The 13,200-nt window shown below is 36.7% G+C and carries 12 protein-coding genes; 11 read left to right on the forward strand and 1 reads right to left on the reverse strand.

All coding sequences use genetic code 11. The features are described from left to right. Window positions 1-209: 209 nt before the first annotated feature. Window positions 210-875: a DsbA family protein gene (locus HF969_RS08240; protein ID WP_090290356.1), complete on the reverse strand. Its 666-nt coding sequence runs from the start codon at window positions 873-875 to the stop codon at window positions 210-212. 262 nt (window positions 876-1,137) lie between these two features. Between HF969_RS08240 and HF969_RS08245 the strand changes: the two genes are divergently transcribed. The 11 genes from HF969_RS08245 to HF969_RS08295 all read left to right on the forward strand — a co-directional run bounded on the left by HF969_RS08245 (window position 1,138) and on the right by HF969_RS08295 (window position 13,135). Next, on the forward strand, window positions 1,138-1,782 hold the full coding sequence (locus tag HF969_RS08245; RefSeq protein ID WP_090290355.1) for a GTP pyrophosphokinase: 645 nt from the start codon (window positions 1,138-1,140) through the stop codon (window positions 1,780-1,782). Between the two features lie 24 nt (window positions 1,783-1,806). After that, window positions 1,807-2,634 (forward strand): NAD kinase, encoded by an 828-nt coding sequence (locus tag HF969_RS08250; RefSeq protein ID WP_090290354.1) that lies wholly within the window; start codon window positions 1,807-1,809, stop codon window positions 2,632-2,634. Between the two features lie 18 nt (window positions 2,635-2,652). Then, window positions 2,653-3,573: an RluA family pseudouridine synthase gene (locus tag HF969_RS08255; protein ID WP_090290353.1), complete on the forward strand. Its 921-nt coding sequence runs from the start codon at window positions 2,653-2,655 to the stop codon at window positions 3,571-3,573. Continuing rightward, the gene (gene mgtE / locus HF969_RS08260) at window positions 3,560-4,927 is read left to right on the forward strand and encodes a magnesium transporter (protein ID WP_090290352.1); all 1,368 of its coding nucleotides are present in this window, start codon (window positions 3,560-3,562) and stop codon (window positions 4,925-4,927) included. Before HF969_RS08255 ends, mgtE begins: the two co-directional genes overlap by 14 nt. Before the next feature lie 202 nt (window positions 4,928-5,129). Further along, the gene (locus HF969_RS08265; RefSeq protein WP_090290351.1) at window positions 5,130-6,200 is read left to right on the forward strand and encodes a M42 family metallopeptidase; all 1,071 of its coding nucleotides are present in this window, start codon (window positions 5,130-5,132) and stop codon (window positions 6,198-6,200) included. A 175-nt stretch (window positions 6,201-6,375) separates the two neighbouring features. Further along, entirely contained in the window at window positions 6,376-7,035 is a 660-nt protein-coding gene (locus HF969_RS08270; protein WP_090290350.1) for a DivIVA domain-containing protein, read from the forward strand. Window positions 7,036-7,111: 76 nt separating this feature from the next. Beyond that, on the forward strand, window positions 7,112-8,689 hold the full coding sequence (locus tag HF969_RS08275; RefSeq protein WP_090290349.1) for a peptide chain release factor 3: 1,578 nt from the start codon (window positions 7,112-7,114) through the stop codon (window positions 8,687-8,689). A gap of 174 nt (window positions 8,690-8,863) precedes the next feature. Then, window positions 8,864-9,130, forward strand: a complete 267-nt coding sequence (locus HF969_RS08280; protein WP_090290348.1) for a phosphocarrier protein HPr — start codon at window positions 8,864-8,866, stop codon at window positions 9,128-9,130. Beyond that, window positions 9,130-10,854: a phosphoenolpyruvate--protein phosphotransferase gene (gene ptsP / locus HF969_RS08285; protein ID WP_090290347.1), complete on the forward strand. Its 1,725-nt coding sequence runs from the start codon at window positions 9,130-9,132 to the stop codon at window positions 10,852-10,854. The genes HF969_RS08280 and ptsP overlap by 1 nt, the downstream gene beginning before the upstream one ends. 191 nt (window positions 10,855-11,045) lie before the next feature. Beyond that, on the forward strand, window positions 11,046-12,257 hold the full coding sequence (locus tag HF969_RS08290; RefSeq protein WP_090290346.1) for a glycosyltransferase family 4 protein: 1,212 nt from the start codon (window positions 11,046-11,048) through the stop codon (window positions 12,255-12,257). Window positions 12,258-12,268: 11 nt separating this feature from the next. Continuing rightward, window positions 12,269-13,135 carry an NAD(P)-dependent oxidoreductase gene (locus tag HF969_RS08295; RefSeq protein WP_180363675.1) on the forward strand — a complete coding sequence of 289 codons (867 nt, stop codon included), beginning with the start codon at window positions 12,269-12,271 and terminating at the stop codon, window positions 13,133-13,135. The last annotated feature ends 65 nt before the right edge of the window (window positions 13,136-13,200 follow it).

Consider the following 13,200-nt stretch of genomic DNA (forward strand, 5'->3'; position numbering starts at 1 on the left):
TTTTCGTATATCATGAGTCATAGCACAGAGTCCTTTCTATTTTGGTTAGCGCTTTTAATATATCGGACTTCTGTGTTTTTGTGTACCAAAAAATAGGGTTGAAGGAAGTATTTTTCTTCCATCAACCCTATTTATTATAGAACCTAAAAAAGCCAGCATCTATTGGATACACTTAGATGCTGGCTTTTAAATATTCTTAAAAAAATTTATTATTTAATAACATTAAGGTGGGTTTTTGAATTGTTCGAGTGTTCACGGTATTGTGATAGAAAAAGTAGATCTAAATGATCAAGCACTGCATCATAGGTAACTTCATCTTCCAATAAAATGCCTTCATCTTCTGTACTTGAATCAAAGATAACGAGACTGGGTGTCAATTTTACTCCCATGGCATCGGCTATTTTTAAATCATCAAAATAGAGTTCTTTTGTATAGTCAGAATGAAAGTCATCAACAAAAAGATCAAGATCGAGTCCATTTTTTTCGGCTACATCTAAGAGCAACTTTTTATCTAGTATAGAAAGATCATAATAAATATTTCGTTGAAGATCTTTTAAGAAGTGGCGACCTTTTCTTTTGCCTTGGAAGTGAGCAGCTTTTACTGCTAGAGCAGCTGTGTAAAGCTTACAATAAAGTTCATTGCGCACAGCTAAGCTCGGTTTATAGATACCTAATCTTTTCATAAAATCATTTAAGATGTCTTCGTTATGAATACAAAGAATATTAATATCAACCTTCGACGAAATGATTTTCTTTGCTTTATTTATTTCTTGTTCGGAATAGTAGCATTTTCTACCGAGCGGATTGACGAATAAGTAGAAGTCAAAATATTTCGCATGACCATTAAAATGATAATCAATTAAATAATTCTCCATTACTATTCCTCCTTATCTATAGTTCTGTTCCTACTATTATCAGATTAACATACTCTGTTAGCAAATTATAATGATACGCATTTTGAAAAATCTTCACAATTAAATAGTATGCCTTAATTTAAGAGAAATTTCAAGTATTTTTATGTATACGGCAAAGGTCTTAATTATGGTAAAATAATATCTGTATGAAATATAAGAATTGAAAGTTAATCTCAGTTATACTATATTGTTCAATTGGGTTGACGAAGTGAAGGAGGGAATCATGGGAGAGCAGTTCGAAAAAGAAATACCTTTAGTTGATGATTGGCCACTTTTTTTGGCACCCTATGGACAAGCAGTTGAAGAATTAAAATTAAAACTCAAAAGTATTCGTCAGGAGTATATTGATCTAGATAAACATGCCCCTATTGAATTCGTTACCGGAAGGGTGAAAACACCCGAAAGCATTCTTGAAAAGATGGCTGTCAGAAAGATTGAAGCAAAAAATTTTCTTTATGGCGTGCAAGATATTGCTGGTGTAAGAGTAATGTGCCAATTTGTAGAAGATATCTATGAAGTTGCAGAACTGTTGTTAAAGAGAACAGATTTCAAAGTGATTATGATTAGAGACTATATTAAGAATCACAAACCAAGTGGTTATCGATCTTATCATATGATTCTTGAATATCCTGTTGAGCGTATTGAAGGAAATATCTCTGTTATTGTCGAGGTTCAAATTAGAACATTAGCCATGAACTTTTGGGCGACAATCGAACACTCTTTAAATTATAAATATGATGGAAAATATCCAGTAGAAATTTTAGAAAGACTACAAAGAGCATCGGAAGCAGCCTTTTTATTAGATGAAGAAATGAGTCAGATTCGTGAAGAGATCCATGAAGCAACAAAGCTTTTTGATTCCAAGTAATTCTCAAGCAGTGAGGAGAATTTTATGAAAAAAATAGGAATAGTATATAATCAAAAACCGCTGTCTATATCTTATGCTCAACAATTAAAAGCAAAACTGCCTTTATATGGTTTAACAGAGATATCAGTAGGTGAAACGCCTGACTATGTTATTTCAGTTGGTGGAGACGGAACACTCCTTTCAGCTTTTCACCAATTCCAGTCATCGATTGATCAGATACAATTTATCGGTATTCATACAGGGCATTTAGGTTTTTATACGGATTGGTTAGGATCTCAAATTGATCAAGTGTTACAAGGGATCTTGGAAAATGAAGCAGACTCCGTTTCTTATCCTCTTCTTTCCGTAGATATTTCTTTGGCTAATGGTCAAAAACATCATATTCTAGCACTTAATGAGTGTAGCGTGCGATCGCATCGCAAAACAATGGTTTGTGATGTGGAAATTAAAGGGCAGTTTTTTGAGACTTTTCGTGGAGATGGACTCTGTATCGCCACGCCAACGGGGTCAACTGGATTAAATAAATCTTTGGGTGGTGCGGTCATGCATCCAAGAATTGAGGCTTTCCAAATGACTGAAATGGCCTCAGTGAATAATCGAGTCTATCGTTCTTTAGCTTCGCCAATTATACTGCCAGCAGATGAGTGGTTAATTTTAAAGCCCGATCCTTCCAATGAGTGGATTGATATCACAACGGATCATCTTTTTTGGGCAGATCAGACGATTGAATCGATACGACTAGAACTAGCCAAAGAACGTATTCACTTCGCCAGTTTTAAACATATGCACTACTGGAATCGAGTAGAGTCTTCCTTTATTGCTAATTTAAAAAATGATTCAAACTATAAATAAAAACTTGTGAGGTTAAAGATGGAGCTAGAATGGATTTATAATCAGGATCAAGAAATAACTATCAAAGAATTCTTAGCTCAGCAGAATTTGCCTAAAGCATTTCTAAAAACAGTTAAATTTGATGGTGACATATTGCTTAATCATCTTCGTGTTCCGATGCGTTATAATATTCGAAAGGGCGATCATCTTCGATTAATTGCTCCAGTAGAGAGGGGACATGACACCGTTCCACCTTCGCAAGAGCCGATAAACATTATCTATGAAGATCAAGATTTATTAATTCTCAATAAACAGGTAGGGGTTGTTTCGATCCCTTCATTAGCTAATCCCGCTGGTTCAATTGCTAATCGGGTAAGAGGCTACTATCAAAGACAAGGTTATTCTGACCAAGTGATTCATATAGTGACAAGGTTGGATCGTGATACATCGGGGCTAATGTTGATTGCTAAGCATCGTTTGGCACATGCTTTGCTCGATCAGCAAGTACGAGCTGGCCAAGTATTAAAATATTATCATGCCTTAACCAGTCGTAATCAGTGGCCAGACCATGGTGTGATTGAAGCTCCTATCGCTCGTACTGAAGCTTCCATCATTACACGCCGGGTTCATGAAAGTGGTAAATATGCCAAGACGGAGTATTGGTGTCAGCAAATTTATCCTGATGGAGCTTATCTAAGATTGAGGCTCCATACAGGACGAACTCATCAAATTCGAGTACATTTAATGCATATGAAGGGTCCTTTAATTGGAGATGATTTGTATGGAGGACCATTAACGAATTCTATTCAACGCCAAGCACTTCACTGTGGAGAATTAAAATTTATTCATCCGATTACACAAGAGCCTTTACATTTTATAATACCTCTACCACAAGATATGCAAAATTGGATGCAAGCCCAAGAAATTGACCAAGGGAGGAAGAGCTATGGAAGTATTTGAAAGAAGCTTTGAAGAAAGTGTTATTAGTTTTAAAGCTATGTTGCAAAGCAATCGTATGACACGTTTTCGGACTGAGTTTTTAGCCTTGCATAATTATGATCAGGCAAAAATTTTTACTGAATTTGCAAGTTCTGAACGCAAAAAGGTTTATCAATACCTTGCCCCGAATGAATTAGCAGATGTCTTTGATGCTTTTGAATCGGATATTCTTCATTTAAGTGAAGAGTATTTTTTGGAAATGGAAAATGCTTACGCTGCGATTGTTCTTGGTGAGATGTATGCTGATAATGCAGTCGATATTTTAAATAATATTGATAATAAAGAAAAAGTAAATATGTATATGCATCTGATGCCCAATACTTCTGCACGTGAAATTTCGCGTTTGATTAACTATATCGATGAAACAGCCGGATCCATTATGACCACCGAATTTGTCACAGTGAAAGAAGAATACACGGTCAAACAAGCCTATGAACATTTAAAATTAGCAGCTGCACAAGCTGAAACCATTTACTATGTTTATGTTATTGATGAAGATAGTCGTCTCAAAGGTGTGATCTCATTAAGAGACTTAATTGTTCATGATGACCAAACGTTAATCTCAGAGATTTTGAATCCGCGTTTGATTACTGTAGAAGTCAATGATGATCAAGTTGAAGTTGCAAAGATGGTGCAAGATTATGACTTGTTAGCCTTACCGGTTGTCGGATTTGATCGCGAATTATTAGGCATCATTACTGTTGATGATGTTTTGGATGTTATTCAAGAAGAGGCAGATAGTGATTATTCTGGTTTGGCTGCGGTTGATGTTAATGAGATACATACCACGCCTATTAAGGCTTCAAAAAGTCGTCTACCATGGTTAGTGACTCTTTTATTTATGGGGATGGGAACGGCTACTTTAATTTCTCAATTTGAAGGTCTCATATCTTCAGTGCCAGTTTTATCTAGCTTTGTAACTTTGATTACAGGAACGGCAGGAAACGCTGGGACACAATCTTTAGCGGTGGCTGTGCGCAAACTCACTAATAAATCAGAAGACGATCAGTTTTTCGACTCCTTTGGTTTTGAACTCTTAACGGGAGTTGTGACGGGCATAGTTGTCGGAATAACTATTGCTTTGGTTGCAGGTATCTGGAAGGGAAATCTCTTTTTAGGATTAATCATAGGGATTGCGATGGCTTGTGCGATTGTAGTTGCCAATTTAGCTGGTGCTCTCATTCCTAAGTTAATGTTGAAATTGGGCTTTGATCCTGCAGTGGCTAGTGGCCCTTTTATTTCTACGCTGAGTGACTTAACTTCTGTTTTTATTTACTTTACTATTGCCAGAATGTTTTTATCTTATCTATCCTAAATGGATACAAAGTTTTTATTTTCTGTATGGCTACTCTTGCTCTAAAAATTTCTACCATTTAACAAAGGGTCAAAATTTCCAAATGTATTTTTTAAAAAATCTATCAATTTGCTTTTGAAAATTTTAGTAAGTGTTGTATAGTAGAATCAAGCGATTACAAAGATTGATCTTTTTAGATTATTCATACAAAGGAGAGAAAACAATGGTAGAATTGAATTATCAATTATCAGAAACAGATCGTGTGCGCTTAGAGCGAGTGAAGCAATTAACTGAAATCGCTTCACCAACTGGCTATACCGGTGAAATTATGTCCCATTTAATGAATAAATTCGATCAGGATAATGTGGAATACTCTAAAACACCAAAGGGTGGGTTGTTGGTTACATTAAAAGGTAAGAATAGAGAGCGTCAACGCTTTATTACTGCCCATGTTGACACATTAGGTGCCATGGTCCGTGCCGTTAAAGCAGATGGCCGTTTGAAGTTAGATTTAATAGGTGGATTTGTTTATAATTCTTTAGAAGGTGTATATTGTAAAATTCATTCTGCTAAAACAGGTAAAGTTTTCGACGGTACCATTTTGATGCATCAAACATCTGTTCATGTTTATCGAAATGCAGGATCCTTGGAGCGGAATCAAGAGAATATGGAAGTTCGTTTAGATCACCCTGTCTTTAATCCAGAAGACGTAGCTGAATTAGGAATTGAAGTTGGGGATTTCATTTCATTCCATCCACGTGCAGAAATTACGAATTCAGGTTATCTAAAATCTCGTCATTTAGATGACAAGGTTAGCGTTTCACTGTTATTAGAGGCTATTGAAGCTATAAAGGCAGGCGATCTCACTTTAGGTCATACGACACATTTTTATATTTCTAATAATGAAGAAATTGGTTATGGAGGAAATTCTAATATTGTTCCAGAGGTAGAAGAATATATTGCCGTTGATATGGGAGCACTTGGAGATGACCAAACTTCTGATGAATATACAGTATCTATCTGTGCAAAGGATGCTTCTGGTCCATACCATGTAGGATTGCGCAACCAATTAGTTGCTTTATGTGAAGAAAATGAGATTCCTTATAAGATCGATATTTATCCATATTATGGATCCGATGCGTCTGCAGCCATGCGCGCGGGTGCCGATGTTCGTCATGGTCTTTTCGGTGCAGGAATTGATGCGAGTCATGCCTTTGAAAGAACGCATATTACTTCTGTGCAAGCAACCTATGATTTAATAAAAAATTATCTAGAATCAGATATGGTTGAGTAAAATTTTAAGCTAGAATTGTAATCTGAATTTTTCTCACTAAGAGAAAATTCAGATTTTTTTATTTTGAATCAGTGATGTCATAGAGATCTAAAGTTAAATTGTTATATTATCCTATTCAAAGCGGGTGATTTTTGTTAAAATTAATAGATGGAAAAGAAAGTTATGAGGTGACTAAATGGACCGTATCAGCGAAGTGTCTGTGAATCTATTTGGCTATAATCGCAAACAAGTCAACCAATTGGTAGAACATAAGGACGAAAAAATCAAATCCTTAGAAAAAGAATTAGCAAATTTAAACCAGAAAGTTCAATCTTTAGAAGAGAAAATTGTATATTTCCAATCGATTGAAGCTGCTTTAAAAGATGGTCTAGTAGATGCTCGTAAGACGGGGAATGAGATTATCGCAGATTCAGAAGCAGAAGCTGAAAAACTTATCAATCGAACGAATGAGCAAGTTACGCAATATAAAGAGAATTTTGCATACTATAGTAAAGAACTAGCTAATACAGGAACAGATCTTAAAGATCAGCTGAAAATGATGCAATCACAAATGTTAGACATGATTTCAGATTATGAAAAATTTGTATCAGCGACAAATTTTGATGAGATTTTCCCTAGTAAACAAGTGGATCGTTTTATGAATCAAATTGCAGATTATGAGCAAGATGACCTGCAAGTAACGAACCATCCTAGAAATTTTTCAGCAGAAAAACAATTATCTGATAAAGAAAAAGCGGAGTTACAGCGCCTAATTCAAGATGTTATTCAAAATGAAGATGCAGTAGCAAAGACGAAAGATAAAAAACTTGTTGACTTCAAGAAAGCTCATGGTTAACTAAATGATGAGAAACAGGCTGGGGCCATCCCGGCTTTTCTTGTCCTTAAGTTAGAATTAGAAATGAGGGAAATTAATGATAAAAAATATAGAAAATGAAGTCCAGCGTAGAAGAACGTTTGCTATTATATCGCATCCGGATGCTGGTAAAACAACAATAACAGAGCAACTCCTATTGTTTTCAGGCGCAATTCGTGAGGCTGGAACAGTAAAAGCCAAAGGAAAGAAATCGAATAAATTTGCTAAATCAGACTGGATGGATATTGAAAAACAACGTGGTATTTCTGTAACCTCTTCGGTTATGCAAGTTGACTATGATGGTTATCAAGTGAATATCCTTGATACCCCAGGACATGAGGATTTTTCAGAAGATACTTATCGGACACTTATGGCAGTTGATGCAGCTGTTATGGTAGTAGATTCAGGTAAAGGGATCGAGCCTCAAACTAAAAAGCTTTTTGAAGTGGTTTCTAAACGAGGGATTCCCATTTTTACTTTTATGAATAAATTAGACCGTGATGGGCGAGAACCGATGGATTTGGTGGCTGAGTTAGAAGAAGTTTTAGGAATCGATGCCTATCCTATGAACTGGCCGATGGGAATGGGCAAAACTTTATTAGGATTGTATGATCTCTATAATAAGCGCGTAGAAATACGTCGATCTGATGATGAAGATTACTTTATACCTCTTGACGAAGAAGGTCATGCTCAAGGAGAGCATGCTTTTAAATCCTCTTCCATTTATAGTCAAGCTCTTGACGACGCTCAACTTTTGCATGAAGCAGGGAATAGTTTTGATCGGGAAGCTATTTCACAGGGGAAACTGACACCCGTTTTCTTTGGTTCAGCTTTAACGGGGTTTGGAGTCCAAACTTTTCTCGATGCTTTCGTTGATTTATCGCACGAGCCAGCTCCTGCTCTCACAGTGGCTGATGAGTATATTCACCCAACTGATGAACGTTTTACCGGTTTTATCTTTAAAATTCAAGCGAATATGAATCCCGCCCATCGCGACCGAATTGCTTTTGTTCGAATTGTGTCGGGACGTTTTGAAAAAGGAATGACAGTGACTTTGAATCGTACTGGTAAAACAATTCGGATGGCTCATACGACCCAATTTATGGCTGATAGTCGTGAGGAAGTTCAAGATGCTTTTGCTGGAGATATAATTGGTCTTTATGATACGGGGAACTTTCAAATTGGGGACACGATCTATGCCGGAAATCAGTCCGTACAGTTTGAAGAGTTGCCTCAGTTTACCCCTGAAATTTTTATGAAGGTTGCTCCAAAGAATGTTATGAAACAAAAATCATTCCATAAAGGAATCGAGCAATTGGTTCAAGAAGGGGCTATTCAACTTTACAAAACGTATCATACGGAAGAATATATTTTAGGCGCAGTAGGTCAATTACAGTTTGAAGTGTTTCAATATCGGTTATTGAACGAATATAATGCAGAAGTAGAAATGACACCCATGGGTTCTAAAATTGCGCGCTGGATTGATGAAGAGGATCTCGATCCGAAAATGTCTTCTTCGCGGAATTTATTAGCAAAAGACCGCTTTGGTCAGCCTGTTTTTCTTTTTGAAAATCAATTTGCAGAAAATTGGTTTAAAGATAAGCATCCGGAAGTTAGACTTAAGAAATTAATGTAATTTCTTTCTATGTGTTTGAGTGAAGTTATTATATAATATAATCTTAGCTTTTAATTGGGGTTTTGTGTATAATAATGATAGCGTTTGCCTAGGGTTTACAAAGACCTAGAAAGATGAGCTAAGAAAATTATGTCATAATGTACGTAAGTAAATGTTTTATAAGGAGACGATAATATGGAAAAAAAAGAATTTCACGTAATTGCTGAGACAGGGATTCACGCAAGACCTGCAACTTTGTTAGTGCAAGCAGCAAGTAAGTTTTCTTCAGATATTAACCTTGAATATAAGGGTAAATCAGTAAACTTAAAATCTATAATGGGTGTTATGTCACTTGGCGTTGGTCAAGGATCAGATGTAACTATCACTGCTGACGGCTCTGACGAGAAGGAAGCGATTGAGATGGTAGCTGAGACTATGAAGAAAGAGGGCTTATCTGAATAATGACTAATAAACTAACTGGCATTGCGGCTAGTGACGGGATTGCAATCGCTCCCGTTTATTTATTAGTGGATCCAGATTTAAGTTTTGAAGAAAAGATAATTGAAGATTGCGAACAAGAACTTGTGCGTTTGTCTATCGCTGTTGATCAAGCAAAAGCGGAACTGGAAAAAATTCGCCAATTAGCTTCTACTCAATTAGGCGAAGCAGAGGCACAAGTTTTTGATGCCCATCTTTTAGTGCTATCGGATCCAGAATTTCTAGCCCAAATAAAAAATCTAATTGAAGATGAAAAAATGAATGCAGAGGCGAGCTTGCAAAAAGTGGCAGATATGTTCATCGCTACGTTTGAAGCAATGGAGGATAATCCATATATGCAAGAACGCGCTGCGGATATACGAGACGTAAAGCAAAGGTTAATGGCAGCCTTATTAGGAGTTGAATTACCAACTCCTGCAACGATCGATCATGAAGTAATAGTGGTAGCCAGGGACTTAACACCGAGTGATACCGCTCAATTAAACAAAAAGTATGTTAAAGCTTTTGTAACAGAAATAGGAGGCCGCACTTCTCATTCGGCCATTATGGCTAGGTCTTTAGAAATTCCAGCTATCGTGGGTATTAAAGGTGTGTCTGAAGCCGTAACTCAAGGGCAAAAAATTATTGTTGACGCGATAGAAGGTAGTGTTATTTTACAACCCACCGAGTCTGAGCTGAAAGAATATCAAGATAAATCAGCACTTTTAAGACAAAATAAGGAAGAACTAAAAAAATTAGTATCTGCTTCCTCTTTAACTAGTGACGGGAAATCGTTAGAAATTGCAGCCAATATAGGTACACCTCAGGATGTTGAGGGAGTTATTGCAAATGGTGCGGATGGAATTGGTCTTTATCGGACAGAGTTTCTTTATATGAATTCTTCAGATTTCCCAAGTGAAGATGACCAATATCAAGCTTACCGTCAAGTGCTTGAAGCGGTTGATGGAAAAGGAGTCGTTGTGCGAACAATGGATATAGGCGGCGATAAACATCTCCCTTATATGACATTACCGCAAGAGTTGAATCCTTTTTTGGGGTATCGCGCCATTCGGATCTCTCTAGATAAACAAGAAATGTTTAAAACACAGTTGAGGGCTCTTTTGCGAGCATCTGTTCATGGCGATCTAAAAATAATGTTTCCTATGATAGCCACTTTATCAGAATTTCACCAAGCTAAAGCCATATTGGAAGAAGCCAAAGAAGAACTCGCACAAGCTCAAATAGCATACTCTGATAAAATCGAAGTTGGAATTATGGTAGAAATTCCGGCAGCAGCAGTTTTAGCTGATCAATTTGCTAAAGAAGTAGATTTCTTTTCTATCGGAACCAATGATTTAATTCAGTATTCAATGGCTGCTGATCGTATGAATGAACAAGTTTCTTATTTGTATCAGCCATATAATCCTTCAATCCTGCGGTTAGTAAAATTTGTGATTGATTCGGCTCATCAAGAAGGTAAATGGGTGGGTATGTGTGGTGAAATGGCAGGCGATCAGATGGCAGTGCCTATTTTAGTTGGTATGGGATTGGATGAGTTTTCAATGTCTGCTTCTTCTATCTTAAGGACACGTCAGTTAGTTTCGCGTCTTGATAGCCAAATGATGAAAGAGTTGGCTGAGCGTGTTACTAAGGAATGTAGTTCATCCGAAGAAGTACTAGACTTAGTTAAGAATTATTTAGCGCAGTAGAAATCTTTAAGTAGATCTAAAACTGGCTTGAGACCCAATTGATAATTTGTGTTATTTGAACATTTAAGAATGTTTATGATACAGATGATCAAGCCGGGTCTTTTTTTAAAGTAAAAAAATTCCTGTTAAGTTTGAAAAACATTTACTATAATAGATGTGAATAGAAATAAGCTTTTTAGGAAGGAAGCATTATGAAGATAGGCATGTTTACGGATACATACTTTCCTCAATTAAGTGGTGTATCAACTTCAATCAAAATATTAACGAAAGAACTAAGGGCAAGAGGGCATGAAGTGGTTATTTTTACCACGACTGACCCGAATGCAGAGGCCGAAGCAGATGTTGTTAGAATCTCGAGTATCCCTTTTTTAAGTTTTTCTGATCGAAGAATTGCATACCGAGGCTTTGATCGCTGTTTAAAAATCGCACGTTCTATGAATTTGGATATTATTCATACACATACTGAATTTAGTATGGGATTGGCTGGGAAATATGTAGCAAATCGTTTGAGAATTCCTAATATACATACGTATCATACTATGTATGAAAATTATACCCATTACATTTTAGATGGACTTTTAGTTCAAGCCAGCCATGTTCGAGTAATTTCACGGCAATATTGTAATCAATCGAATGCAGTCATTGCCCCTAGCCAATTAACGAAGGATACATTAAGGTCTTATGGTATTCATGTTCCAATCAAAATCATAGCTACAGGAGTAAACATTCCAACTTTTAAACCGGAAGAAGCTAATAGCTTCAAGAAGGAGCTTGGGTTTAAGGATGATGATCGTATATTGTTATCTTTATCTCGTTTATCCAAAGAAAAAAATATACTCGAAGTTTTGCAGGCCTTTTGTGAATTGAAAGAAAATGATCCTCGTTTAAAGCTAGTTATTGCTGGCGACGGTCCAGAAAGAGAAAACTTAGAACAATTTAGTCGGAAGCACGAATTAGATGTACGGTTTGTTGGATTTGTCGACCACGAAGAAGTTTGGCGTTATTATCAAATGGCTGATTTGTATTTAAATGCTTCAGAGTCGGAGTCTCAAGGGTTAACTTATTTAGAAGCGATTGTCAATCGTTGTCCTATTATTGCTAAAAGCAATGATTATCTTAAGACGGTCATGCAAGAGGAAGCTTTTGGAAAATTGTATACCGAGGAATATCCAATGGTTGAGGCGACTAAAGATTTCTTAGAAAGGGTAGATTCCAATCAAATGCGTCCAATCAATCCAGAAAATCTTTATGAAATATCAGCTGAAAAGTTTGGTGACCAAGTTTTGGCATTCTATCAAGAAATAATTGAGCGTTATATTGAAGAAGAAAACGGTATTTTTGATCGGGTTTTTGGTAAAGTAAAAAATATTATTCGTGAAATTGTCATTGGAGGGAAAGTATAATGTATCAAAATATTAAAGTAGGTTTTATTGGTTTAGGCGTAATGGGACAGTCGATGGCTGAGCATATTTTGAAAGCGGGTTATCCACTTTATGTATATAATCGTACTAAGTCCAAGTCTGATAAACTGGTTGAACTTGGTGCTGTCTGGCAAAATACACCCCAAGAAATTGCTCAAGTATGTGATCTCGTTTTAACAATTGTTGGATATCCTGCTGATGTTGAAGCGGTATATCTAGGTGAAAATGGATTGTTTGAAGGAGCACGCTCAGGTCAAGTCTTTATCGATTTAACTACTTCACGTCCAAGTTTGGCTCAAGAATTGACAGCAAAAGGCAAGGCTATTGGCGTAACCGTTTTGGATGCCCCAGTTTCCGGCGGGGATTTGGGCGCTAAAGCAGGTCGATTAACCGCGATGGTGGGCGGAGATGCTTCGACTCTTGATGAAGTGCGCCCGGTTCTAGAAACATTTAGTGCAAGTATTCAACATCATGGACCTGCAGGCTCAGGACAACACGCTAAGGCTAGTAATCAAATTATGATCGCTGGTACTATGACTGGTATGGTTGAAACGTTAAGATATGCTAAGGCAAACGGTCTAGATCTAGAAAAAGTAATTGCTACCTTAACAGGAGGTGCTGCTAAAAATTGGTCTTTAGCTAATTATGGACCGCGTATATTAAAAGCAGATTATTCACCAGGCTTTTTTGTTAAACATTATATAAAAGACTTGGGGATAGCGCTTGAAGAAGCAGAAAAAGCTCATTTAGATTTACCAGGCACGAGCCTTGCTTATGATTTATACCGAGAGCTCGCCAGTGAAGGGCATGAAAATGAGGGAACACAAGCCTTGATTAAACTATGGTGGGATCAAGAATAGCGATCTTCAGCTTTATTCTATGGGTATTTACCAAGATTTTTTTCTTGCAATTTCATTTCAGTTTG

Source organism: Facklamia miroungae, assembly GCF_012396555.1.
Lineage (GTDB): Bacteria > Bacillota > Bacilli > Lactobacillales > Aerococcaceae > Facklamia > Facklamia miroungae.